General features: G+C 69.4%; 21 protein-coding genes and 1 tRNA gene. 13 read left to right on the top strand and 9 right to left on the bottom strand.

What is annotated here, in order from left to right; translation table 11 throughout:
* Window positions 1-3: 3 nt before the first annotated feature.
* The 3 genes from ACPL7H_RS15585 to ACPL7H_RS15575 all read right to left on the bottom strand — a co-directional run bounded on the left by ACPL7H_RS15585 (window position 4) and on the right by ACPL7H_RS15575 (window position 2873).
* Window positions 4-1320, bottom strand: coding sequence for a YeeE/YedE family protein (locus tag ACPL7H_RS15585; protein WP_424797718.1), 1317 nt, complete (start codon window positions 1318-1320; stop codon window positions 4-6).
* Window positions 1317-2519 carry a sulfurtransferase gene (locus tag ACPL7H_RS15580; protein ID WP_424797717.1) on the bottom strand — a complete coding sequence of 401 codons (1203 nt, stop codon included), beginning with the start codon at window positions 2517-2519 and terminating at the stop codon, window positions 1317-1319. The genes ACPL7H_RS15585 and ACPL7H_RS15580 overlap by 4 nt, the downstream gene beginning before the upstream one ends.
* 132 nt (window positions 2520-2651) lie before the next feature.
* The gene (locus tag ACPL7H_RS15575; protein ID WP_424797716.1) at window positions 2652-2873 is read right to left on the bottom strand and encodes a helix-turn-helix domain-containing protein; all 222 of its coding nucleotides are present in this window, start codon (window positions 2871-2873) and stop codon (window positions 2652-2654) included.
* A 103-nt stretch (window positions 2874-2976) separates the two neighbouring features.
* Between ACPL7H_RS15575 and ACPL7H_RS15570 the strand changes: the two genes are divergently transcribed.
* A complete protein-coding gene (locus tag ACPL7H_RS15570) occupies window positions 2977-3531 on the top strand; it encodes a DUF1697 domain-containing protein (RefSeq protein WP_424797715.1) in 555 nt (184 codons plus the stop codon).
* 113 nt (window positions 3532-3644) lie between these two features.
* Here ACPL7H_RS15570 and aceB read toward each other — a convergent pair whose 3' ends face one another.
* Window positions 3645-5312: a malate synthase A gene (gene aceB, locus ACPL7H_RS15565; RefSeq protein WP_424797714.1), complete on the bottom strand. Its 1668-nt coding sequence runs from the start codon at window positions 5310-5312 to the stop codon at window positions 3645-3647.
* Window positions 5312-6649 (bottom strand): isocitrate lyase, encoded by a 1338-nt coding sequence (gene aceA, locus ACPL7H_RS15560; RefSeq protein ID WP_424797775.1) that lies wholly within the window; start codon window positions 6647-6649, stop codon window positions 5312-5314. The genes aceB and aceA overlap by 1 nt, the downstream gene beginning before the upstream one ends.
* A gap of 138 nt (window positions 6650-6787) precedes the next feature.
* On the opposite strand from aceA, the gene ACPL7H_RS15555 reads away from it, so the two are divergent.
* Both ACPL7H_RS15555 and ACPL7H_RS15550 read left to right on the top strand, forming a co-directional pair.
* Entirely contained in the window at window positions 6788-8251 is a 1464-nt protein-coding gene (locus tag ACPL7H_RS15555; RefSeq protein ID WP_424797713.1) for a helix-turn-helix domain-containing protein, read from the top strand.
* A 111-nt stretch (window positions 8252-8362) separates the two neighbouring features.
* Window positions 8363-9343, top strand: coding sequence for an LLM class flavin-dependent oxidoreductase (locus ACPL7H_RS15550; RefSeq protein ID WP_424797712.1), 981 nt, complete (start codon window positions 8363-8365; stop codon window positions 9341-9343).
* Window positions 9344-9863: 520 nt separating this feature from the next.
* Here the strand turns inward: ACPL7H_RS15550 and ACPL7H_RS15545 are convergent.
* Window positions 9864-9936: transfer RNA gene (locus tag ACPL7H_RS15545), tRNA-Arg, on the bottom strand.
* 178 nt (window positions 9937-10114) lie between these two features.
* Between ACPL7H_RS15545 and ACPL7H_RS15540 the strand changes: the two genes are divergently transcribed.
* The 4 genes from ACPL7H_RS15540 to ACPL7H_RS15525 are packed head-to-tail and all read left to right on the top strand — an operon-like array spanning window position 10115 to window position 14460.
* Window positions 10115-11329 carry an extracellular solute-binding protein gene (locus ACPL7H_RS15540; RefSeq protein ID WP_424797774.1) on the top strand — a complete coding sequence of 405 codons (1215 nt, stop codon included), beginning with the start codon at window positions 10115-10117 and terminating at the stop codon, window positions 11327-11329.
* Window positions 11326-12288, top strand: coding sequence for a carbohydrate ABC transporter permease (locus ACPL7H_RS15535; RefSeq protein ID WP_424797711.1), 963 nt, complete (start codon window positions 11326-11328; stop codon window positions 12286-12288). Before ACPL7H_RS15540 ends, ACPL7H_RS15535 begins: the two co-directional genes overlap by 4 nt.
* A gap of 5 nt (window positions 12289-12293) precedes the next feature.
* A complete protein-coding gene (locus ACPL7H_RS15530) occupies window positions 12294-13133 on the top strand; it encodes a carbohydrate ABC transporter permease (protein ID WP_424797710.1) in 840 nt (279 codons plus the stop codon).
* A gap of 40 nt (window positions 13134-13173) precedes the next feature.
* The gene (locus ACPL7H_RS15525) at window positions 13174-14460 is read left to right on the top strand and encodes an ABC transporter ATP-binding protein (RefSeq protein ID WP_424797709.1); all 1287 of its coding nucleotides are present in this window, start codon (window positions 13174-13176) and stop codon (window positions 14458-14460) included.
* A 48-nt stretch (window positions 14461-14508) separates the two neighbouring features.
* Here ACPL7H_RS15525 and ACPL7H_RS15520 read toward each other — a convergent pair whose 3' ends face one another.
* Window positions 14509-15507 carry a P1 family peptidase gene (locus ACPL7H_RS15520; protein ID WP_424797708.1) on the bottom strand — a complete coding sequence of 333 codons (999 nt, stop codon included), beginning with the start codon at window positions 15505-15507 and terminating at the stop codon, window positions 14509-14511.
* Between the two features lie 164 nt (window positions 15508-15671).
* Here ACPL7H_RS15520 and ACPL7H_RS15515 point away from each other — a divergent pair, with 164 nt between their 5' ends.
* The 6 genes from ACPL7H_RS15515 to ACPL7H_RS15490 all read left to right on the top strand — a co-directional run bounded on the left by ACPL7H_RS15515 (window position 15672) and on the right by ACPL7H_RS15490 (window position 23673).
* Window positions 15672-17309: a hypothetical protein gene (locus ACPL7H_RS15515; RefSeq protein WP_424797707.1), complete on the top strand. Its 1638-nt coding sequence runs from the start codon at window positions 15672-15674 to the stop codon at window positions 17307-17309.
* Window positions 17306-18823, top strand: coding sequence for a GTPase (locus tag ACPL7H_RS15510; RefSeq protein WP_424797706.1), 1518 nt, complete (start codon window positions 17306-17308; stop codon window positions 18821-18823). The genes ACPL7H_RS15515 and ACPL7H_RS15510 overlap by 4 nt, the downstream gene beginning before the upstream one ends.
* Window positions 18824-19063: 240 nt before the next feature.
* Window positions 19064-19645, top strand: coding sequence for a single-stranded DNA-binding protein (locus tag ACPL7H_RS15505; RefSeq protein WP_424797705.1), 582 nt, complete (start codon window positions 19064-19066; stop codon window positions 19643-19645).
* 159 nt (window positions 19646-19804) lie between these two features.
* Window positions 19805-21487 (top strand): energy-dependent translational throttle protein EttA, encoded by a 1683-nt coding sequence (gene ettA, locus ACPL7H_RS15500; protein WP_424797704.1) that lies wholly within the window; start codon window positions 19805-19807, stop codon window positions 21485-21487.
* A gap of 18 nt (window positions 21488-21505) precedes the next feature.
* On the top strand, window positions 21506-22027 hold the full coding sequence (locus tag ACPL7H_RS15495) for an acyl-CoA thioesterase (protein WP_424797703.1): 522 nt from the start codon (window positions 21506-21508) through the stop codon (window positions 22025-22027).
* 167 nt (window positions 22028-22194) lie between these two features.
* Complete coding sequence (locus ACPL7H_RS15490; RefSeq protein WP_424797702.1) at window positions 22195-23673, top strand: glycoside hydrolase family 3 N-terminal domain-containing protein; 1479 nt, start codon at window positions 22195-22197, stop codon at window positions 23671-23673.
* A gap of 23 nt (window positions 23674-23696) precedes the next feature.
* Here the strand turns inward: ACPL7H_RS15490 and ACPL7H_RS15485 are convergent, their stop codons facing one another.
* On the bottom strand, window positions 23697-24590 hold the full coding sequence (locus ACPL7H_RS15485; protein ID WP_424797701.1) for an acyl-CoA thioesterase: 894 nt from the start codon (window positions 24588-24590) through the stop codon (window positions 23697-23699).
* Window positions 24590-25006, bottom strand: a complete 417-nt coding sequence (locus ACPL7H_RS15480; RefSeq protein ID WP_424788529.1) for a globin — start codon at window positions 25004-25006, stop codon at window positions 24590-24592. Before ACPL7H_RS15480 ends, ACPL7H_RS15485 begins: the two co-directional genes overlap by 1 nt.
* Window positions 25007-25051: the final 45 nt, after the last annotated feature.

Raw genomic sequence — 25051 nt, 5'->3', positions numbered from 1 at the left:
CTCTCAGAGCCGGTGCAGGCCGAGCCGGAAGCCGATCCCGAGTGCGGCCACCACGGCGGCGGCGAACACCCAGCCGGAGGCCGCCAGGGCTTGGGTACCGGACAGGAACACCCCCACCGTGCAGCCCAGGCCGATGATCGCGCCCCAACCCAGGAACACCCCGCCGACCACGGCGGTTCCGGTGCCGCGCAGGGTCAGGGGTTCGATGCTGAACCTGCGTCCGGGCAGGGCCGCTGCCAGGGAACCGGCGACGATGCCCGCCACCAGCCAGCCGTTGGAGGTGATCGCATCCACCACCAGGGCCACGCAGCCGCGCAGGGTCTGGTCCAGGCCGAGCAGGGTATGGGGGAGTAGCCCGGCAGAATCCAGACCGGTACGGGTCAGGCCGGAGAGTTGGGAGGTGACTCCAAGCGGTTGATCGCGCAGGAACGCCAGGAACCCGATCACGCCCACACCGGCACCGGTGGCCAGCGCAGGCCAGCGGTTGACGAACACCGACCCGTGCACGCTCTGCGCGGTGACCCGCGCGGCCGGGCGGGCCGGCGTTTGCGGGTTCCAGCGCAGCAACCACACGCCGATCAACACCAGCACGCCCAGTTGCAGCACCGTCGCGATTCCGTAGCCGCCACCGGAGGGCAGCCACGGAACCGGCGCACCGGCGATGGCATGGGTGTAGATCGGGTTCCAGGTGGCAAAGCCCACCCCGAACCCTACGATTGCCCCGCCCAGGGCCGGCAGCGCTCGCAGGCTGCCCTCGCCCAGGCGGTACAGGTGCCCGGCGATGCACCCACCGGAGATCACCACCCCCAGCCCGAAGGCCAGCCCGGCGGCCACCAGAGCCAGGCTCACCGGGCCGATATGGGCCTGCCCGGGCAGGTTCCCGGCGGTCGGATCGGGTAGGCGGATGGAGAAGACCAGCACGTAACCGACCGTGCCCACCGCGATGGCGGTGAGGATCGAGTACATCCCGCGAGTGTTCTTCTCCTCGAAGGCGTCGCGGAAGATGCAATAGAAACAGAACCGGCCGCGTTCGAACAGGATGCCCAGTCCTGCCCCGGCCAAGAGCGCGAACGAGGCGCTGGAGCCACCGACGCCCGCGCCCCGGGTGGCGCCCAGCCACCAGGCGGTACCCAGCAGCGTCAGCGCGATCGCCACCGCGATCGTGGTGCGCACGGTGTCGGCCCGTGTCCATCGGGGCGGGCTCGGCACGATCGCCTGGGACACCCCGTTCTCAGGCGCGGTCAGGACCGACGCCGCAGCGCCGTCGTCGGCCACCTGCGTGGCAGCCGACGACGGTGCTTGTGGTTGAGACGTGCTCAACTCTGGCCCCACAAACCGCCGCGCTCACCGGTGTTGTTCGTCACCGGCACGCCGACGGAGTTGCCCCACTCGGACCAGGAGCCGTCGTACACGGCCACCTCGGCGCCCAGGATCTGGCTGAGTGCGAACCAGGTGTGGCTGGCGCGTTCACCGATGCGGCAGTAGGTGATGATCGGCTCGGAGAAATCCACCCCGGCCTCGGTGTAGATGGACCGGATCTCATCGGCGCTCTTGTAGGTGCCGTCCTCGTTCACGATGTCGCCCCAAGCCACGTTCACCGCCCCGGGGATGTGACCCCACACCGCGGCGCCCTCACCGTCGAAGATCGCCGGGTCAACGCCGATCTCGCCGTTGTACTCACCTTCGGAGCGGATGTCGATCAGGGTGGCGTTGGCCTCACCCTCGACGATGTCGAGCACGTCGGGCTGGAAGGCGCGGATGTCGAAGTTCTGCGGTTTGGCCACGAAGTCGCCACGTTCGCGCTCGGGGACCTCCTGGACCAGTTCGCGCCCTTCGACCTGCTCCCACTTCTTCAGCCCGCCGTCGACCAGCCGCACATCGGGTACGCCGTAGAGGTTGAACACCCAGGCGGCGTAGGCGGCGAACCAGTTGTTGTTGTCCCCGTAGATGACCAGGGAGGAGTCGGTGTTCAGGCCCAGGCCCTGCAGCAGGTCGGTGATTTCGCCGGCGTCGAGGAACTCGCGGGTGTTGGGCTGGACGAACTCTCCGGTCCAGTCCACGTACTGCGCACCGGGGATGTGCCCGTCGACGTAGGCGGTGAGCTCGGACGTGGGCAGATTCTCGCTGACGTCGATGAGCACGATGTCGTTCTCTGCCAGGCCCTCATCGATGCGCTCGGCCAGCCAGTCGGTGGAGACCAGAACGTTCTCCAGGTCCTCATCACCGCCCTGGTGGACATCGTCGAAGCCGCGGTGCTCCCCGACGGCGAAACTCGTGATGGTGGTCGAGGCCACCTCTGCGTCGGCGACGGAATCGCTCGCGGCCGACGCGGTTTGCTCGGCGGTCTCGCTGCTGGCGTCGGCCTCGGAGCCGCCGCCGGCGATCAGGGCGCCGGCGGTGGCGGCCAATGCGGCCACGGCCACGAACGCGATGCCGGTGGTCAGGCTCTTTCGGCTCGAGCCCCGGCCCTGCTCGGTCGGCTCGGACGGGGTGGGCTCGGGTGCGTCGGGAGTGCTCATGGAAGACCTCTCGGTGTGGGTTCGGGGCAGCGACACCGGATCTGCCCGGACCGCCTGTCGAGGAACCCTAGGGAGGCCGCGGATGGTGGCGTCTTGGTCACCCCGATCCGTTCGCATCGTGAGACGGAAGACTCAGCGAGAGAGTCGAGAACCCCCGTACCTCTTGTGCACCGCCTGCTTGGAGATCCCCAGTGAGGCAGCGATCTGGGCCCAGGACGCGCCGTCGTTCCGGGCGCGACGCACCAGCACGGCCTCGAGGCGATTGGCTTCGGTGCGCAGGGATTGCAGGGTGGCCAGATCGGTCAAGGGGGCGCCTGCGGAAACCTGGGCAGCGAGATCGACGAGGGATGCCATGGGGTCAGCATGGGCCGGGTGCCGACCGGGTGTCAATGTGCGTTGACGCGGCGGGCAGGGTCCGGGTATTCCCACGCCGGCAGGGGGTGCGTAGATTGGCCCGGTGACGTCTTACTGCGCGCTGTTGCGTGGGATCAGCCCGAGCAATCCGGACATGCGCAATGACCGGCTCCGCGCCGTGTTCACGCGGCTGGGCTACGCGGACGTGGCCTCGGTGATCTCCAGCGGCAACATCCTCTTCCGCACCAAGGAAGCCCACGCTGCCGCTCTGCTGGAGGACCGTATCCAAGCCGCGCTGCAGCAGGACCTGGGCATCGAGGGGGGAACGATTCTGCGCACCCGCGCCGAACTGCAGGCCCTGGTGGACCTGGACCCGTTCGCCGGATTCACCCACGGCAAGTCCACCTACCTGACGGTCACCTTCTGTAAGCACCCACTGGATCCGGTGCCCGAGCGCTTCCCCGAGCCAGACCTGCCCGGCGCGCGCGTGCTCGGTTACGACGCCGATGCCCGGGCGGTCCTGGCCATCACCGACACCACCGGGGTGAAGACGCCGGACCTGATGAGTTGGCTACAGCGCCGCCTGGGCACCGGCATCACCACGCGCACCTGGCTGACGGTCACCCGGATCCTGAATAAACTGCCGCAGGAGGACTGAGGCCTGCGGGTGTGGGCCCTCCGCGCGGTGACTAGCGGGGCGCTGGGGAGTCAGGGGAGAGTGGGTCCTCGGCGGGGGGCCGACGGCGTGGCTCGCCCGGGCGAGCCCGGTGCTCACAGGTAGCGGGCGTAGCCGCGCAGGGTGAAGAACTCCTCGAACTCCTCGCCCAGTGCCACCTCCCGGAAGAGTTCGATGGCATCGTCGAGACGATTGGACGATCCGTCACCGCCACCCTCGTCGGCGATCTCGCGGGAGATCCGGGCAGCCTCGTTGCCGATGAGGCGCTCCACCAACTCGGTGGTGACATCCAGGCCCTCCTCCAGACGCACGGCCTGGTTCACCCATTGCCACACCTGGGTGCGGGCGACCTCCACGGTGGCGGCATCCTCCATCAGGTGGTCGATCGCGACCGCGCCCTGGCCCTGCAGCCAGGCCTGCAGGTACCGCAGCGACACGGCGATGTTGGAGCGCAACCCTTCGTAGGTCACGCCGCTGCCGGCGGTGTGCAGCTCCAGCAGGTCGCCCGGGTCGAGGAAGTCCTCGCGCTGCCGCTCGAGCTGGTGGTCCCGGCCGCGCAGCGCCGGGCCGAAGGCGTCGCGTGCGGTGTCAACCAGCCCCGGGTGGGCCACCCAGCCGCCGTCGAAACCGTCCTCGGCGTCCCGGGCCTTGTCCGCCCGGACCCGCTGCAGCGCCCTGAGCGCCGCGGGCCGATCGGTGCGGCTGGGCAGGTAGGCGCTCATGCCCCCGATCGCGTGGGCGCCACGCTTGTGACAGAGAGCGATCATGCGTTCGCAGTAGGCACGCATGAACGGCGTGGTCATCGTGACCGCTGCACGGTCGGGCAGGACGGCCTCGCGGCCCCTGCTGCGCAGGGTTTTGATGATGGAGAAGATGTAGTCCCACCGCCCGGCGTTCAGCCCGGCGGAGTGCTCGCGCAGTTCATACAGGATCTCCTCCATCTCCAGGGCCGCCGGCAGGGTCTCCACCAGCACGGTGGCCCGCACTGTGCCACGCGGGATGCCGTAACGGTCCTGGAGGAAACAGAAGACCTCGTTCCACAGGCGTGCCTCCAGGTGTGACTCCAGTTTCGGCAGGTAGAAGTAGGGGCCCTGGCCGCGCTCGATCAGAGCCTGGGCGCAGTGGTGGAAGTACAGCCCGATGTCGACCAGTGCCGCTGCGGGGTGCTCGCCGTCGACGAGTAGGTTCTTCTCGGGCAGGTGCCATCCGCGCGGGCGCATCATCACGGTGGGCCGGTTCGGCCCCACCCGGTAGGCCTTGCCGGCCGTGGAGGTGAAGTCCAGTTGCCCGGTGGTGAACCGGATCAGGTTGAGTTGGGCGGCCATCAGGTTCGCCCAGGTGGGGGAGGTGGCATCCTCCAGGTCGGCCATCCACACATCGGCCCCGGAGTTCAGGGCGTTGATCGCCATGGAACGGCTCACCGGCCCGGTGATCTCCACCGTGCGGCGTGCCAACCCCGGTCCCGGCGGGGCAACCTGCCAGGTGGGGTCCTCGCGCACCGTGCGGGTCTGGTCCAGCAGGCCCAGGGCCTCACCGGCCGCGATGCGCTCCTGGCGCGCCACCCTGGCCTTCAGCAAGGTATGACGACGACGGCCGAACCGGCGGTGCAACTGCGCCACCGTGTCCTGGGCCCCGGGGGTGAGAACGGTCCCGGCCTCGGGCACCGGCGGTCCGCTGATCCGCACCGACGGCGTGGCCGGGCTGGCGCCGGGGTGTGCGGCCGGCGGCGTCTGGGTCGTTGGCGACATCGTGGGGGTGCTCATCAGAACTGCTCCTCTTCGGTCGAGCCGGCCAGCGCCAGCGTCTGGGAGGTGGGGTTGAGTGCGGTGGCCACCCGGTCGAAGTACCCGGTGCCGACCTCTGCCTGGTGCTTGACGCCGGTGTAGCCGCGCTCGGCGGCGGCGAACTCGGCCTGCTGAAGCGCGGCGTAGGCGCTCATCCCGGTGCGGGCGTAACCGTGGGCGAGTTCGAACATGGAGTGGTTCAGGGCGTGGAACCCGGCCAGGGTGATGAACTGGAAGGAGTAACCCATCGCGCCCAGTTCGCGTTGGAACCGGGCGATCTGGTTCTCATCCAACGCGGCCCTCCAGTTGAACGACGGCGAGCAGTTGTAGGCCAGCATGGTGCCCGGATGCTCGGCCTGGATGGCCTCGGCGTACCGGCGCGCGAAGCCCAGGTCCGGGGTTCCGGTCTCCACCCACAGCAGGTCCGCATAGGGGGCGTAGGCCAGTCCGCGAGCAATCGCCGTCTCCTCACCGGCACGGGTGTGGAAGAAGCCCTCGGCGGTGCGCTCGCCGGTGAGGAAGGGCTGATCGCGCTCGTCCACGTCGGAGGTGATCAGGGTCGCGGCCAGGGCGTCGGTTCGGGCGACGACCAGGGTGGGCACGTCGCTGATGTCCGCGGCCAGCCGGGCGGCACCGAGGGTGCGGATGTGCTGTGCGGTGGGCACCAGCACCTTCCCGCCCAGGTGGCCGCACTTCTTCTCACTGGCCAGTTGGTCCTCGAAGTGCACTCCGGCCGCACCGGCGGCGATCATGGACTTCATCAACTCGAAGGCGTTCAGGGGGCCGCCGAAGCCCGCCTCGGCATCGGCGACGATCGGGGCGAGGAAGTGCTGGCTCTCGCCGCCCTCGGCGTGGGCGATCTGCCCGGCCCGCAGCAGGGCGTTGTTGATGCGGCGCACCACCGCCGGCACCGAGTTGACCGGGTAGAGCGACTGGTCGGGGTAGGTCTGCCCGGCCAGGTTGGCATCGGCGGCGACCTGCCAGCCGGACAGGTAGATCGCCTGCAGGCCCGCCTTGACCATCTGCACCGCCTGGTTGCCGGTCAGCGCGCCCAGTGCGTTGACGTAGTCGGTGGTGTGCAGCAGGCCCCACAGCCGCTCCGCCCCGAGGCGGGCCAGGGTGTGCTCTTCGACCACCGGCCCGCGCAGGGCGATGACGTCCTCGGCGGTGTGCTCGCGGCGCACCCCGGCCCAGCGGGGCTCGGTGGCCCACCGATGGCGTAACTCCTGGGCGGGGTCCGCTCCTGCCCCGTCCGGCTGCGGGGCGCCGTTGGTGTCCGTCAGGTCGGTTCCGGTGCGGTGATCGCTCGCGGTCATGGTCATCGTCGTCTCCTTGGATCGGTGCGGGATGCCTTATCGGCCGGACTGGCCATGACCCGAGCCTGGACAACGTTGTGCCGTACTTCTACGCCAAAGTTCGTGAAAGAACGGCGCTTCTTTCGCTATGGTGAGGAAATGTCCCTCACATCCGCGACCAGAGCGGGAAACACCGTCCTGACCGTCGGGCGCCGCATCCGGCACTTCCGCACCGCGGCCGGCATGACGCTGGATCAGGTGGCCGCCCAGGTCGGCGTGGCCGCCAGCCAGTTGTCGCTGATCGAGAACGGCCACCGGGAGCCCCGCCTGACCCTGCTGCGCACCTTGGCCGAGGCCCTGGGCACCACGGTGGCCGACCTGCTCGATGAGTCACCGCCGAGCCGGCGCGACGCCCTGGAGATCGAACTGGACGCTGCCCAGCGCGGCTCGCTGTACCGGGCACTGGCGCTACCCACCGTGCGTCCCGGGCGCAAACTCCCGATGGAGGCCCTGGAGGCGCTGGTGGGTTTGCACGGCGAACTGGCCCGCCGCTCCAACGAGGCCAGTGCCACCCCGGAGGAAGCCCGTCGCGCCAACACCGAACTGCGCCGGGACATGCGCGCGCGGGACAACTACCTGGTCGAGATCGAGGAGGCCGCCGAGAGTCTGCTCTCCGCGGTCGGTTACACCGCCGGCCCGGTCACGCACCGCACCGTGGAGCGGATGGCCGACCACCTCGGGTTCACGTTGCACTACGCCAGGGACCTACCGTCGTCGACTCGTAGCGTCACGGACCTGGAGAACCGCCGGATCTACCTGCCGCCGCAGTCCATCCCCGGCGGGCACGGGCTGCGCTCCCTGGCACTGCAGGCGCTGGCGCACCGGGTGCTGGAACACACCCAGCCGCGTACGTATGCGCACTTCCTACGCCAGCGTCAGGAGATCACCTACTTCGCCGCCGCGGTGCTGATGCCCCGCCACCAAGCGGTGCAATTCCTCGCCTCCGCCAAGAAGGACCGGGAGTTGTCCATCGAGGACCTGCGCGATGCGTTCGGGGTGACCCACGAGGGTGCGGCGCACCGGTTCACGAACCTGGCTACCTCTCAGTTGGGGATCCGGGTGCACTTCGCCCGGGTGGGGCGGGACGGGACGTTGTACAAGGGATATGAGAACGATGACGTCACCTTCCCCACCGACGTGACCGGTGCGATCGAGGGGCAACTGGTGTGCCGGTACTGGACCTCCCGGACCGTGTTCGATCACGCCGACCGGCCGGGGGAGTTCCATCAGTACACCGACACTCCCTCCGGGACGTTCTGGTGCACCGCCCAGATCGGTACCGGCGCCGGCGGTGACTTCTCCATCACCATCGGTGTGCCCTTCGCCGACGCGAAATGGTTCCGGGGCAGGGATGCCACCTCCAGGTCGCTCTCGCGCTGTCCGGACCTGAGTTGCTGTCGTGAGCCCGAGCCTGCTCTGGCCAGGCGGTGGCGGGCCTCGTCCTGGCCGAGTGCCAAACTGCACACCCACATCATGCAGGCCCTGCCGGGCGGGACGTTCCCGGGTGTGGATGACTCCGAGGTCTACGCCTTCCTGCAGACACACGCTCCCGATCAGGAGTGATCGGACCCGTCCGCACGAGCCCGGGGGCGCGGTGGGATGAAAGCCGGAGCTCGATCGGTTGTCCCCATTGGCGGTGCCAGTCGGCACCGTCCCGTCTGTGAAAGGTGCCCGATGCCGCTTCCGCTCTCTATCCTCGACCTTGCCACCGTTGCCCGTGGTCAGACTGTTGCCGAGTCACTGGCTGGAACCGTGGCGCTGGCCCAGAAGGCGGAGGAGACCGGTTACCAGCGGGTCTGGTACGCCGAGCACCACAACATGGCCTCGATCGCGTCCTCGGCGACCTCGGTGCTCATCGCGCACGTCGCCGCCCACACCAACTCCATCCGGCTGGGCTCGGGCGGCATCATGCTGCCCAACCACGCGCCGCTGCTGATCGCTGAGCAGTTCGGCACCCTGGAGACCCTCCACCCCGGCCGGATCGACCTCGGCCTGGGCCGCGCCCCGGGCACCGACCAGAACACCCTGCGTGCGCTTCGCCGCAACCCCGCCTCGGCGGAGTCCTTCCCCCAGGACGTCCTGGAACTGCAGGCCTACCTGCGGGGCGAGAGCCGCATCGCCGACGTGGACGCCTACCCCGGCAAGGGCACCGACGTGCCCCTGTACATCCTGGGATCCTCGCTGTTCGGCGCGGAACTGGCCGCCGTCCTCGGACTGCCCTACGCCTTCGCCTCGCACTTCGCCCCGGCGGCACTGCACGAGGCGATCGCGCTGTACCGCAGCAAGTTCACGGCATCGGAGCAACTCGCCGAGCCCTATGTCATCGCCGCCTACAACGTCATCGCCGCTGATGACCAGGCCGACGCCGAGCGTCAGTTGCAGGAAGTCATGCGCAGCCGGGTGGCGCTCCTGCTGCGTCCGGGGGCCGAGTTCACCGACGAGCAGGCCGACGCGCTGCTGAAGTCACCGAAGGCCCAGCATCTGCACCAGATGATGACCTACAGCGCCGTCGGGACTCCGGACGTGGTGGGCCGGCAGGTGACGGAGTTCGCCGAGCAGACCGGCGCGGACGAACTGATGATCGCCCACCAGGGACCTCGAGTGGACGATCGGCTGCGTTCGGTCCAACTGCTGGCCGAGGCGTACCTCGCCTGAATTGATCGGGTTCACCCGCGGCGAGCAGTGTTCTGTAGCGACCTTCATCGACTCACATCGAAGGGAGAACCAGGTGCGAGCCTGGTCGACGCGGTCGAGGCCGCGACGAGCGGGCATCGCGCGACACCTCTGATCATCTGGGTCCGCGTATCGAGAGCCGTTGATGAACGAGGTGGGGCGTCTCGCCGCTCCGGACGCTGTGGCCGTGCGCGTGTGGGGAAGGACCTCCGCACTCGATCGTCGCACCGGGGACCACATGCCCGGCCGCGGCGATCCGCAACATCGTGCTCGGATTCGTTAACGAGCCTGGCGTCTCAAGGTGGCTTACCCACGCTGAGATCTCACAGGTGTGCTGGACGCTCTGGACGGACCTGACGGGGCACATCTCATTTGACAGGTCGACCCGTGGGATGCCCTATGCAACCCGGCAGTCCGAACCCCGCACCCGTCCGCTAGGAGCGAGGCGAGAACGGGGCCGATCAAGCCCGGAACGTCACAGGCCTGAACAACGACGCTTGGGTGCCCCCGGCAGGACTCGAACCTGCAACCTACGGATTAGAAGGCCGTTGCTCTATCCATTGAGCTACGGGGGCGCACCGAGCAGAATACCGCCGCGCCGGATCCCAACCCCCACCAGGGACCCGGCTCGTTCGAGTTGCAGGCACGCACGTCTGGTTGTTGGGTGAGCAGACGTCGTCGTACGAGGGAGCGCAAGGAGGCCACGTGTCCCGAGTTCGTGTGGTGGGGCCGCTGCTGGCCGTTGCCGTGGTGATGTCGCTGGCGGCCTGCGCCGACGACTCCGGGCCACCGACGCTGACCTGGTACATCAACCCCGACGACGGGGGCCAGGCCGAGATCGCCCAGACCTGCACCGAGGAATCCGACGGCGCCTACGTGATCCAGACCGCCCTGCTGCCCCGGGAGGCCTCCGATCAGCGCGAACAACTGGCCCGCCGCCTGGCCGCCCAGGACGCCTCCATCGACATCATGAGCCTGGACCCCCCGTTCATCCCCGAGATGGCCGAACCGGGCTTCCTGGCCGAAGTGCCCGAGGAACTGCAGGACACCGACGGCGTGGTTCAGGGCGCGATCGACTCGGCGACCTGGGAGGACGAACTGGTCACCGTCCCCTTCTGGGCCAACACCCAGTTGCTCTGGTACCGCGAATCCGTCGCCGAGGAGGCCGGGTTGGACATGAGCGAACCGGTCACCTGGGAGCAGTTGATCGAGGCTGCCGCCGAGAACGACCTGTACCTAGGGGTGCAGGGGGCCCGTGCGGAGTCCCTGACCGTGTGGATCAACGCGTTGGTGGCCTCCGCCGGGGGAGAGATCCTGACCAACCCCGAGGCCACCTCGGACGAGTTGGAACTGGACCTGGACTCCGAGGCGGGCCGGCAGGCCGCCGAGGTGGTCAGCCGGATCGGTTCGGAGGGCCTGGGCGGCCCGGGGCTGCCCACCGCCGATGAGAACGCCTCGATGAACCTGTTCCAGGGAGACGGTGGCTCGTTCATGGTGAACTGGCCGTTCGTATACCCCGCGATGATGGACGCGGAGTCCGACGTCATCGACGACCTCGCCTGGACCGCTTACCCGCGCATGGACGCCGATACCGAATCAGCCCCACCGGTCGGGGGCATCAACCTCGGCGTCGGTGCCTTCTCCAGCAACATCGAGGAGGCCTGGGAGGCGGTGGCCTGCATCGTGCAGCCCGAACACCAGGCCGAGTACTTCGTCACCAACGGCAACCCGCCCTCGGCGATCGAGGCCTACGACGACGAACGGGTGCAGGAGGAGTTCCCGATGGCAGATGTGATCCGGGACTCCCTGGAACAGGCTGCCCCGCGCCCGCAGACCCCGTTCTACAACGAGATCTCGATCGGGCTGCAGACCACCTGGCACCCGGTCTCCGGGGTCGACCCGGAGAACACCCCGGGCAGTTCCCAGCAGTTCATCACCGAGGTGCTGCGAGGGGAGCGGTTGCTGTGAGCGCCTCGGCCACGACCCGTCCGAGGGACCATAGCCAGGACCGGCCCCGCAAGAAACGTGCCTCCGACCGGACCCGCTCCGAGGCGCGGCTGGGCTGGTGGCTGGCCGGCCCTGCCTTCGGCCTGATGCTGCTCGTGACGCTCTATCCGATCGGTCAGGCCACCTTCGACTCGCTGTTCTCGCTGCGGTTGACCGCCCCGGACGAACGGGAGTTCATCGGGCTGAACAACTACGCGATGATCCTGACCGATTGGGCCTTCTGGCGTTCGATGCTGGTGACCCTGTTCATCACGGTCACCACGGTGGCGATCGAGTTGGTGCTCGGCTTCGCCCTGGCGATGATCATGCACCGGGCGATCAAGCGCCTGCGCGGGATCGTCAGGACCGCGATCCTGGTGCCCTACGGGATCATCACCGTGGTCTCGGCGTTCGCATTCTTCTATGCCTTCGACATCAACTCCGGGTACATCAACAACTGGTTCAGTTGGGTGCCCGGCATCGACGATGGCTTCAACTGGTTCGCCTCCCAAGGGCCTTCACTGTTCGTGATCGTGCTGTCGGAGGTGTGGAAGACCACCCCGTTCATCTCCCTGCTGCTGCTGGCCGGTCTGGCCCAGGTGCCCGGGGAACTGGAGGAGGCCGCCAAGGTCGACGGGGCCCGGTCCAGGCAGGTGCTGCGCAAGGTGACCCTGCCGAACATGAAGGCCGCAATCATGGTCGCGGTGCTGTTCCGGGCGCTGGAGGCGTTCCGGATCTTCGACAACATCTTCATCATGACCGGCGGCGCCAACAACACCGAGGCGCTGTCCCTGTTGGCCTACAACACCTCGATCGGACGCCTGGAGATCGGGATGGGTTCGGCGATCTCGGTGCTGCTGTTCCTCAGCGTGCTCTTGATCAGTTTCATCGCGATCAAGGGGTTCCGCGTGGATCTGTCCGGCGGGAAGGGGGACGACTGATGGGTATGACGACGAAGGGCAAGGTCGGCTGGGCCGTCGCCACCGTGCTGGTGCTGGTCTGGTCGCTGTTCCCGGTCTTCTCCATCCTGATGACCTCGTTCAAGACCCAGGCCGGGCTGTTCTCCGGCACGCTGCTGCCTCGGGAGTGGACTTGGGAGAACTACGCCGAGATCCTGGCCCCCGGGGGCAGCGCCCAGGACCTGTTCCTGCCTGCCCTGCGCAACTCCATCGGCATCTCGCTCATCGCCACCGTGATCGCGGTGGTGCTGGCCACCCTGTGCGCATACGCCATCGCCCGGCTGGACTTCCGCGGTAAGAAGATCATCCTGACCTCGGCGCTGGCCGTCTCGGTGTTCCCGGTCGTGTCCATCGTCACCCCGCTGTTCAACCTCTGGCGCGTGGTGGGCCTGTACGACACCTGGGCCGGGCTGGTCATTCCCTACCTGTCGTTGACGCTGCCGATCTCGATCTGGACGCTGTCGGCGTTCTTCCGGCAGATCCCCTGGGAGTTGGAGCAGGCCGCCCAGGTCGACGGCGCCACCCCTTTCCAGGCGTTCCGTAAAGCGGTGGTTCCGCTGGCCGCACCCGGGGTCTTCACCACCGCGATCATCGCCTTCTTCATCGCCTGGAACGATTTCGTCTACGGCATCTCGCTGACCTCCACAACCGCCGCACGCCCGGTGCCGGCGGCGCTGTCCTTCTTCACCGGGGCCTCCCAGTTCGAGGAGCCCACCGGGGCGATCTCGGCCGCGGCGATCGTGGTGACGGTGCCGGTGGTGGTCGTGGTGCTGATCTTCCAACGCCGGATCGTCTCCGGCCTGACCCAAGGCGCCGTCAAGGGCTGAGTCCCGCGGCCACACCAGCCACACAAGAGGAGGAGTTCCGATGGCGTCGATCACCCTCGACAATGTCGTCAAGACCTACCCCGATGGGTTCACCGCCGTGCGCGGTATCGACCTGGACATCGCCGACGGCGAGTTCGTCATCCTGGTCGGGCCCTCCGGCTGCGGCAAGTCCACCCTGCTGCGCATGATCGTGGGCCTGGAGGACATCACCGACGGGGAGTTGCGCATCGGGGACGAGGTGGTCAACGACAAGGCCCCCCGGGACCGGGACCTGGCGATGGTGTTCCAGAACTACGCCCTCTACCCCCACCTGAGCGTGTACGAGAACATCGCTTTCCCGCTGCGCCTGACCAAGGGCGAGCACACCGACACCGAGATCGATGAGCAGGTCCGGCGTGCCTCGTCGCTGCTGGAGCTCGATGAGCACCTGGAGCGTAAGCCCGCGAACCTCTCCGGTGGTCAGCGCCAGCGGGTGGCGATGGGCCGGGCGATCGTGCGGGACGCCCAGGCCTTCCTGTTCGATGAACCGCTGTCGAACCTGGACTCGAAGTTGCGTGGGCAGATGCGCACCGAGATCGCGCGGTTGCAGCGCAACCTGGGCACCACCACCGTCTACGTCACCCATGACCAGACCGAGGCGATGACGCTGGGGGACCGGGTGGCGGTGCTGCGCCGGGGGGAGTTGCAGCAGGTGGCCAGCCCCCGCGGGCTGTACGAGGAGCCGATGAACCTGTTCGTGGCCGGCTTCATCGGTTCCCCGCCGATGAACTTCCTGCCCGCCACCGTCGAGGGGGACACCCTGCGGCTGCCGTTGCTGGAGGTGCCGCTGGACGAGCGGCTGCGCAAGGCGGTGGGGGACCGGGAGGTGCTCATCGTGGGGATCCGGCCCGATGCCTTCGAGGATGTCGACGTCATGCAACCCACCGAGCGCGAGGGCGTGACGTTCGAGGCCGAGGTGGATGTGACCGAGTGGCTCGGGGAGGTGCTCTATGCCTACATCCCCTTCGAGGCTCATGCCGACCTGGCCGACAAGTTGGAGGAACTGGACCGGGACCTGGACGGGGAGAACCTGCGCCCTCAGGTGGTGGTGGCGCTGGATTCGGTGAGCGGGGTACGTGCCGGCGACGTGGCGGAGTTGTGGCTGGACCCGGACTCTCTGTACGTGTTCGATCCGGAGTCCGGGGAGAACCTGACCCGGGAGAGTGAGCGGGCCGAGAAACTGGAGGCCGAGGCGCGTGACCAGCGCGCCCGTGCCCTGGAGCGTGCCAAGAAGCGCCAGCAGAAAGCAACAGCGGCCGACGACGGTGCGCGCGGCTCCGCGGCGTGAGTCACCGGCCGTGGCACCCTCCCCGCCCGGGCGGGTGGCCGGAGCGTCTCAGCCCAGGGCGTCCCGGAGCGCCGGCACCACGTTCCCGCCTGGGCCGGTGACCGGGTCGGCGGCGACCAAAGCGTTCAGGACCGCTTCCTCGGTTGCGTCCAGTCCGGCCTCGAACACCGGGCTCAGCGCCCGATCCGGTGGTGGTAGACGCCCGGCGGAGGTGGAGACCGCGATCGCGTAGTCCCCGGAGCCGTGGGTGTAGGCCGCACCCAGGCGGCCCAGGGCGAAGACCGCCCGCGCGGCCAGGCGGGAGAGCTGGCGCCCGTCCAGTGGGGCGCTGGTGGCCAGCACCACCATGCACGAGCCCAGATCGGGTTGGGGTGCAGAAGGTGTCGGTGGACGTACCTGCCGGCCGTGCACCCGCAGTACCCCGGCGAAGTTCGCCTGCACCAGCACACCCAGGGTGTGCTCGTCGTCGACCTCGATGATCCGGGAGGCGGTACCGATGCCGGCTTTGAAACCCAGGGCGACCAGGCCGGTGCCCGCACCCACGCTGCCCTCGGGAACCGCGCCGTCGTCGGCCTCATCCAGGGCGGCATGCACGTGCTCCGGGCGCACCGGCCGGGCCCGGATGTCGGAGAGCACCGAGTCGTTACACTCGCCCACCACGGGGTTCAGCGTGCGCACCTGCTCATTGCCGGGCTGGTCCAGCACCCAGGTCAGCAGGGCATCGGCGGCCCGGAACGCCGACAGCGTCGACGTCAGCACGATCGGGGTCTCCAGGTGCCCCAGTTCGGCCAGCTGGGTGGCGCCGATGAGTTTGCCGAACCCGTTGCCCACGCTCAGCCCGGCCGGAAGCGCTCGCCCCGGGCTCACCCCGTCGCCGAACCGGATCGCGCTCACCCCGGTGCGTATGCTCGGCGCCCGGATGATCGTGGTGTGGCCCACCCGCACGCCGGGGACGTCGGTGATCGCGTTGTGGGCACCGGTGCGCCCGGTAGCGGGGTAGAGGCCCAGGTCACGGGCCCGGGCCGGGTGGGCCTGCGGTGCTGCCATCGCCCCCGATCCTGCCCACAACGCAACTCAGTCGGGGTTCCGCCACGCCGTCCGGGGCGGCACAGCGGTAACCGGACGCTCCGGTGCAGCGATGCACCACACCAAGATCGAGGACACCGGCGCGACGCATGGAAGTTCAGGCCCAAACCAGGCAGGCTAGGAGGGTGAGCACCGATCCCGCCCCCCGCCCCGCAGACGACGGCCCGGGCGAGAGCGGTACCGGTGAACGATTGCCCATGGTCGAGGTGATCGAGGACCTGCTCGCCAACCTCGAGGCCGCGCCGCTGCTGCTGGATGCCGACGACGTCGCCCAGGCCCGGGAACTGCGCGCCCGCCTGGTGGCCCAGGTGCGCAACCACTTGATCCCCCGGTTGCGGGAGGTGGCCGCACCGGTGCTGGTAGTGATCGGTGGCTCCACCGGGGCGGGCAAGTCCACGCTGCTGAACTCGGTCCTCGGCGAGGAGGTCAGCCCGGCCGGGGTGCTGCGGCCGACCACCCGCCAACCCGTGCTGGCGACCCATCCCGCCGACGCCCATTACCTGGAGGGCCACCCGGTACTCGACCTGGCCGACGTGGTCACCCACGAGCAGGTGCCGCGCGGGCTCGGGCTGCTGGATGCCCCCGACCTGGACTCGGTGCGTGCGGCCAACCGGAACCTGGCCCTGGAACTGATCGAACTGGCCGACCTGTGGGTGTTCGTGACCACCGGCTCCCGGTACGGGGACGCGGTGCCGTGGTCGAGGCTGCGTGAGGCCATCGAACGGGGGCTGTCCCTGGCGGTGGTGCTGAACCGGATCGAACCCGATGCCCTGATCGAGGTGCGTCGCGACCTGTTCCAGCGACTGCAGGCGCAGGGCTTCGGTGCGCTGCCCTTGTTCGTGGTGCCGGATGTCGGTCCGCACCAGGGCCTGCTGGAGCCGAAGCTGGTGGGGGAGTTGGTGGCGTGGTTGAAGATCCTGGGCGCCCAGAGCCAGTCGCGAGCCGTGATCGCCCGGACCGTGCGCGGCGCCTGGCCGTCGCTGCGCCGCGACGTCCAGGAGGTGGCCGCGGCGGTGGAGATCCAGCGGCGCACCTCCCGGTCCCTGCGCGGGCAGGTCGTGGCCGCGGTACGTCCAACCGCTGAACAGATCCACGCCGACCTCGGCTCGGGGGCGGCCGCGATCGGGGCCCCGAGCACCGCGTGGCTCTCCAGTGCGGGTTCCGGTGGTGTCCTGGCACCGCTGGTCGACGAACCTGCCGGCCCGCGGCAACGCTGGCGCGCCAAGCGCTCCACCGCCGCCCGGGTGGAATCGGTGCGGTCCCTGCGTGACACCGCCGTCGGTGCGGCCGGATCGATGGTTCGTGAGGCCGGCACCGCGGCCGAGTTGTCGGTGCGTCGGATGCTCGCCGAATCCGCCGCCGGGCGTCAGATCGCCGAGCTGGTGGACGTCGACGAGGCAGCCCGGGCCCGGGAGCAACGGGTGGAGACCCTGATCAGCGAATGGGGCACCGAGGCCGAGCGGCGCGGCGGCGAACTGGGTCTGAGCGCGGAGCAGGTGGGCCTGGACGATCAGGGGGCCGCGTCCCTGGTGGAGGTGGCCGCGGTGGGCGTGGACGGAGCCGAGCGGGCGGTGGGGCGGCTGTTCGGCACCAGGGGTGAGACGATGGTCGCCGAGATGCGAAAGATGCTGGCCGAGTGGGCCGGGGCCGCGGTGGGCGCCGAGACGACGCCGTACCTGGATGCGCTCGATGAACTCAGTATCGATGACGCACCGGCCCGGAGCCTGCGGCTACGCGCCAGTGAACTCAGGGGGTACGTGTGAGCACCACGATCGAAGACAGGGTCGCCGACGGTGCGGACCAGGGCTTCGATGCCGATGCCCTGATCCGTCTGCGGGCGCAGATAACCGAGGCCCTGGATGTGGCCGGCGATCGGATCCCCGCTCCGGCGCGCGAGCAGGCGCAGGTGAATCTGGATCGGGTGGATCAGCGCTTGCAGTTGGGCGTGGGGCACACCGTGGTGGCCCTGGTGGGCGGGACCGGCTCGGGTAAGTCCTCGCTCTTCAACGCGCTCTCGGGCCTGGACTTCGCCGATGTGGGCGTCATCCGGCCCACAACCGCTCAGGCGGCGGCCTGTACGTGGGGCAGCAGAGCCGAGGAACTGTTGGACTTCCTCGGGGTGGCACCCGGACGGCGCATCCAGCGCGACTCGGTACTCGATCACGATGAGCACACCGGCCTGCACGGCCTGGTGCTGATGGACCTGCCCGATCACGATTCGGTGGAGCAGGGGCATGCCCGCCAGGTGGACCGGCTGCTGCCGTTGGTGGACCTGCTGATCTGGGTGGTGGACCCGCAGAAGTACGCCGACAACGTGCTGCACGAGCGTTACCTGCGTACCCTGTCCGAACGGCAGGGAGCGATGCTGGTGGTGGTGAACCAGGTCGACACCATCCCCGCGCACACCGAGGGGCAGATTCGCGACGACGTGGGCCGGCTCCTCAGCGAGGGGGGCCTGGATCAGGTGCAGATACTGCTCACCTCGGTGCGCGAGGGCACCGGGCTGGGCCAGCTGCGCGAGCGGATCGCCCAGGTGAGCGCCTCCGCTTCGGTCTCGGCCCGCACGGCCCGCGCCCAGTTGGAGGCCACCGCTCGGACGCTGATGGAGCACCTGGGCCCAGCGCAGCCCGAACCCGACGACGCCGAGACGGTCGCGGAGAACCTGGCCACCGCATCGGGGGTGGCCTCGACGTCCGAGGCCATCCGCGAGGCCGTGGCCAGCCCGCGACAGGTGCTGCTCGACCCCCTCCGGCGGCCTGCTCGCTCCCGGATCGACGCCATCCGGGAGCGATGGCTGGCCAAGGCCACCGTGGGCCTGCCCCGGGCGTGGCAGGAGTCGGTGACGCGGCACGTGGCATCGCCGCAGACGTTCTACGACCACCTGTGGCGGGCGCTGAGCAAGGTGGAACTGTCTGCCACCACCGAGCACCGTTCACGTCGGATGCGTGCCTTCGCCCAGGGGTTGCTGGGGCTTGGCGTCCTTGCCCTGATCACCGGGGTGGCGCTCTGGGTACTCGGGATCGCCGGTGTGCTCACGGGTCTGTCCGTGGCGGCGTGGGTCGGCGTCGGTGCGGGTGCGGCCGCGATCGTGGCCGGGCTGGCGCTGCGGCTCTGGGCCAGACGACGCCGGCGGGCCGCGGCCGCAGAGCGCGCGAGCAGCTACTTGTCCAGGGCCACCCACGAGATCCGTCAGGTGGTCGCCGCCGATCTGATCGAGCCCACGGCCGGGCCCCTGGCCGAGCACGATCAGGTCCGCCGGGCACTGACCACGTTGTAGCCGGAGCCCGCCCGCGCGGTGGCGAGGCTCGGCGCCGCACGTGCGCCTGGGCGGTGGCATGGCCGCAGCGGCGCCGCGCACGCATCGGTGCCGGCCATCCACAGGGCGGGCGTGACGTTGCCGCCGTCCACAGGCCGCCCGCTCTTCCCGGCGGCCTTCGGTGGTCACCGGCATCGTCGTCGGTGCCGGAAGTCCCGGCAGCTCGACACCGGCGGCGCAGACCGCAGGGAAGGACCAATCATGCGAGAGACGATGATCACCGTGACCGGCAACGTCGGGGGCGCCCCGACCTTCTTCGAGGCCGAGGCGAACGGGGACCCGCGGCTGCGGCTGAGTGTGGCCACCACCCCGCGGTTCCGGGACCGCGGCTCCGGCGAATGGCGGGACGGTCGTACCTCCTGGTACGACGTGTGGATGCACGGGAGGATGGCCCTGAACGCCAAGGACAGCATCAGCAAGGGCGATGCGGTGGTGGTGACCGGGTCCGTGGAGTTCGTGCGCTGGGAGGACGGGGAGAAGTCCGGCCGCAAGGCGGTCATCAACGCCCGTGCGTTCGGCCCGGACCTGAACAAGTTCCCGGTGACCATCTCCCGGGTACGCCTGGTGGAAGCAGCCGGTGACGGTGCGGCCCAGGACTCCGGACCAGGTACGGAACATGATGGCAACGGTTCGGACCAGATTCCGGACGTGACCGGGTATGCCGAGGTGGACGAGGACGGCAACCCCCTCCCCGCCCTCGATCCCGATGCCGACGCCGACGGCGACCCGCAGGACCCGGCCGATACCTCCTCGATCGCCGGCAGGATGGTGGCCGGCCTGTGACGCAGGGGCGGCCCCGGTAGGCACTGGTGGTCACGGCGCCTATAGTTGGGGCTGGCCCGGGCCGTGCCGAGAGTGTGCGTTGCCCGGCATCAGACCAGGTAACAGGCCCGCACCTGCCGCGCAGGCCCGGGGGCCGCTTCTGCGAAAGGTTCTTCACCTGTGGCCGAATACATCTACTCGATGGTCCGCGCGCGCAAGGCGCACGGGGACAAGGTCATCCTCGATGACGTGACGATGTCGTTCCTGCCCGGGGCCAAGATCGGCATGCTCGGGCCCAACGGCGCAGGTAAGTCCACCATCCTGAAGATCATGGCCGGTCTGGACACGCCGTCCAACGGGGAGGCCCGGCTGAGCCCCGGCTACACCGTGGGCATCCTGGAGCAGGAGCCGCCCCTGAACGAGGACAAGACCGTGCTCGGCAACGTCGAGGAGGGTGTGGCCGGGATCAAGGGCAAGGTGGATCGGTTCAACGAGATCGGTGAACTGATGGCCGAACCCGATGCCGACTTCGATGCCCTGATGGCGGAGATGGGCACCCTGCAGGGAGACATCGACGCCGCCGACGCATGGGATCTGGACTCCCAGCTCGAGCAGGCCATGGACGCCTTGCGCACCCCACCGGGCGATGCGCCGGTGTCCAACCTCTCCGGTGGTGAACGGCGCCGGGTCGCACTGGCGAAGTTGCTGCTGGAGAAGCCCGATCTGCTGCTGCTCGATGAGCCCACCAACCACCTGGACGCCGAGAGCGTGTTGTGGATGGAGCAGCACCTGGCCAAGTATCCCGGCGCGGTGATCGCCGTCACCCACGACCGGTACTTCCTGGACCACGTGGCCGAGTGGATCGCCGAGGTCGACCGCGGCCGGCTGTACCCGTACGAGGGCAACTACTCCACCTACCTGGAGAAGAAGCAGGAACGGCTGAACATCCAGGGTAGGAAGGACGCCAAACTCGCCAAGCGCCTGGCCAGTGAACTGGAGTGGGTGCGCCAGGGCACCAAGGGACGCCAGGCCAAGTCCAAGGCCCGGCTGGCCCGGTACGAGGAGATGGCCGCTGAGGCCGAGCGCACCCGGAAGCTCGACTTCGAGGAGATCCAGATCCCGCCCGGCCCGCGGTTGGGCTCCCAGGTGATCGAGGCGGAGAACCTGCGTAAGGGCTTCGGGGACCGGGTGCTCATCGACGGCTTGAGTTTCAACCTGCCCCCGAACGGCATCGTGGGTGTGATCGGTCCCAACGGTGTGGGTAAGACGACGCTGTTCAAGACGATCGTGGGAATGGAACCGCTCGATGGTGGCGACCTGAAGATCGGCGACAGCGTGAAGATCTCCTACGTCGACCAGACCCGCGGCGGGATCGACCCGGACAAGACCCTGTGGGAGGTGGTCTCCGACGGCCTGGACTTCATCGAGGTCGGCAAGGTGGAGATCCCCTCCCGGGCCTACGTCTCCCAGTTCGGGTTCAAGGGCGCCGACCAGCAGAAGCCGGCCGGGGTGCTCTCCGGTGGCGAACGCAACCGGCTGAACCTCGCCCTGACGCTCAAGCAGGGTGGCAACCTGCTGCTGCTGGACGAACCGACCAACGACCTGGACGTGGAAACCCTCGGCAGCCTGGAGAACGCGCTGCTGAACTTCCCCGGTTGCGCGGTGGTGGTGTCCCACGATCGGTGGTTCCTGGACCGGGTGGCCACCCACATGCTCGCTTGGGAGGGCACGGAGGAGAACCCGGCGAACTGGTACTGGTTCGAGGGCAACTTCGCCGCTTACGAGGAGAACAAGGTCGAGCGCCTGGGAGCCGATGCCGCGCGCCCGCACCGGGTCACCTACCGCAAGCTCACCCGCGACTGACCCGTGGGACGCATCACGGTGCCCGTCCCGATTCGCTGGAGCGATATCGATGGGTACGGCCATGTGAACAACGCCGCCATCCTGACCTTGCTGGAGGAGGCCCGGGTCGCCACGTTCTGGGACACCGGCACCGGCTCCGGTGGTGCCGGCACCGCGGCCGGGACGGGTGGCGCCGGCCCCTCCGGTGCCGCGGGTCCGGAGCAGTCCGAGGGCGACGTCCGCAAAGCGGCGCAGGTGCTGGCCGGAGGCGTGCACGCCGACAGCCACACCCTGGTGGCCCGCCAGGAGATCGAGTACCTGGCACCGCTCACCTACTCCCAGGAGCCGGTGAGCGTGCAGTTATGGATCGGCAGGATCGGGGGCGCCAGCCTGGAGGTCTGCTATGAGGTGTACGCACCCAACGGAGGGCTGTGCGCCCGGGCCGCCAGTTCGATGGTGATGGTCGAGGCCGCCACCGGACGCCCGCGCCGGCTTACCGAGCACGAACGCTCCGCGCTACAGATCCTGGTGGAGGAGCCGCTGACGTTCCGGCGCCGCTGAACCCGGCGCGACTGCCGACCTGACGCCGGGGGTGCCCGCCGCTTCGAAGCAGGCCCAGCCGCTTCGGTGGCAGCGAGGGCGATCCGGTGTATCTTCGGTGGATCAATGTCGATCCCAGGGGGGTTCATCTTGACCTGTGTTTTCTGTGCCCATGTGAGCGCGTTCCGGTGAGCCCCGAGGGTGACAAGTTGTGCCGGGACATCCACGGGGTGCTCCTGCCAGGGTTCAACGGCGCTACACCGCCGCCGTGGTTGTGGGCAGCCGCCGAACAGGGGCTGGCCGGCGTGCTGTTGTTCGGACACAACACCGGTTCCCCGGAGCACACCGCGGAGATCACCGCCCAGTTGCACCATCGCGCCCCGGACTTGATCATCAGTTCCGATGAGGAGGGCGGGGATGTCACCCGCGTGCAGATGGGCACCGGGTCCTTCCTGCCCGGGGCATGTGCCCTCGGCGAAGTCGACGACGTCGCCCTGACCCGCCGCGCGGCCGTGGCTCAGGGCCACCTGATGCGGGCCGTGGGCGTGGACCTGCCGCTCACGCCGGTCCTCGATGTGGCCTCGCAGCCGGCCAACCCCGTGATCGGAGTGCGCTCGTTCGGCCCCGACCCGTACCTGGTGGCCCGGCACGGCGTGGCCACGGTGCGCGGTCTGCAGGAGGCCGGGGTGGCGGCGTGCGCCAAGCACTTCCCCGGCCACGGCGACACCGACGTCGACTCCCACCTCGCCCTACCCAGGCTGGAGGTGGGCGAGGAGTTGCTGCGCGGTCGGGACCTGCCCCCGTTCACCGAAGCGATCAGCGCGGGACTGGACACCGTGATGACCGGCCACCTGGTGGTGCCGGCCCTGGGTGAGCTGCCCGCCTCCCTGGAGCCGAAGGTGGCCGCCCTGCTGCGCCGGCTCGGGCACAACGGCCCGATCGTCACCGACGCCCTGGACATGGCCGCCCTGCACGCCGATGACGGGGCCGGCCCCGGCACCACCGCGGCGGAACTGGTCGGCATCGCCGCTGTTCGCGCGCTGGCGGGGGGCGCGGATCTGCTCTGCCTGGGGTCAACCCCGGATCGTGACGACGCGGCGTTGTTCCAGACGGTGTACGCGGGGATCCGCCGCGCGGTGCAGGAAGGCCGCCTGGACGCCGCCGCACTGGCGCGTAGCGCGGCCCGTAACCGCGCCCTGGCCGCCGGCATCCGCAGCCGCCAGGCCCGGACCGAGGCCCCGGACCTGCTCACCGCCCTGACCGACCTGGAACACGTGGGGGCCCGGGTGGCCGCCGCTGCGGTGCGTACCACCGGGCGGGTGCGACTGGCGCGCGATGACGCGCTGGTGGATTTGCGTGCGGGGGTCAATATCGCAGCCGGGCCGCGCGCGGGCGCGGTCGTGGACCTGCTCACCGCCCGAGCCGGCCTGGTACCGGTGGCTGCGGCGGAGCTGCCCTCCTGGCTGTCGGACCACCCGGGAAAGGGGGTCGCGCTGCTCACGCGTGGGCCCGCCGACGCGGTGGCGCCGGTCCTGGCGCGGGCGCCGCACGCCGTCGTCATCCACCTGGGGGTACCCGGCTCCGCACCGCGGGCGCCCAACCTGGTGCTGGCCCACGGATCGGCGGTGGCGAACGGTCGCGAGATCCTGGCTCGGACCGCCGGCTGAGTCGCGAGCCCATGGCGGCGGGCTCAGTCGCCGCCGCGGACCATGCCCTCCTGAGCGATGGTGGCCACCAACAGGCCGTTCCGGTTGTACACCCGCGCAGTTCCCAGGCCCCGGCCGCCCTGGGCGGAGGGGGAGTCCTGGACGTAGAGCAGCCAGTCGTTCATGTCGACATCCCGGTGCCACCACATCGCGTGGTCCAGGCTGGCCACCGCGATCCCGCGGGCCCGCCAGTGCAGGCTGTGGGCGCGTAGGACCGGCTCGAGCATGATCTGGTCACAGGCGTAGGCCAGCACCGCCCGGTGGTGCATCTGGTCCCCGGGCACCGGGCCGCGAGTGCGCATCCACAGGTGCTGGGCCGGCTCGGGGCGCGTGGGTTCTCCCAGGAACAGCCCTCCCTCGACGTGGCGGACGTCGAAGGCGAAATTGCGATAGAAGTACTGGGCGAGTGGATGTTCGATGGTGCGGAACATCTCCACCGAACTGGGCAACTCCTCCGGTTCGGGCACCCGCGGCGGCCGGTCGGCGTGCTCAACGCCCTCCTGGTCCTCCTGGAAGGAGGACATCATGGTCAGGATCGGTTTACCGAACTGCAGCGCGTGCACCCGGCGGGCGCTGAAGGAACGCCCATCACGCAGCCGCTCCACGGTGAAGGTGATCGGCTCCTCCAGGTCCCCGGGGCGGAGGAAGTACCCGTGCACCGAATGCGGTAGCCGGCCCGGGGCCGTCGTGGCCGCGGCCGCGATCATCGACTGCGCCAGCACCTGCCCGCCATAGACCCTGCCGTGCACCTGCGGAACCGAGCGAGCCGTGTAGGTGTCGGCCTGCGCACCCGGGGAGAGTTCCAGGTAGGTCAGCAGCGCGCCCAGGGGATCCGGCTCGTCGTCCGCGAAGGCTGGCCCCGGACCCGTTGCGCCCATCAGACCTCGTCCTCGTCGGCGCTGTTGATCATGAAGTGTGCGGCCCGTTCCAGGTAGTCCCACAGGGTGGCCTCATGGATCGGGCTCAGGTCCGCCTCCCGCACGGCCACCCGCATGTGCGCCAACCACCGGTCCCGGGCGGCGGGGGTGACCCGGAAGGCCGCGTGGCGCATCCGCAGGCGAGGATGACCGCGCTGCTGCTGGTACGTCGTCGGACCTCCCCAGTACTGCTCCAGGAAGGTACGCAGCCGGTCCTCGGCCGGACCCAGATCCTCCTCGGGGTACATCGGACGGAGCAGATCGTCGGTGGCGACCAGTTCGTAGAAACGGCTCACGATCGCCCGGAACGTGGGCTCCCCGCCCACCGCCGCCCAGAATGAGTCGGCGCGCTCGGCACCGCGCACGCGGCGGGTCAGACCGAGTTGCCGATGCTGACCGGGCGTCGGTTGTGTGGGCTTATC

Origin of the sequence: Pseudactinotalea sp. Z1732 (assembly GCF_049724975.1) — a bacterium.
In the GTDB taxonomy this organism is placed as follows: Bacteria; Actinomycetota; Actinomycetes; order Actinomycetales; family Beutenbergiaceae; genus CALKWS01.
The sequence above is the reverse complement of the archived record's forward strand: the minus strand, read 5'-3'. Positions and strand labels throughout refer to the sequence as shown.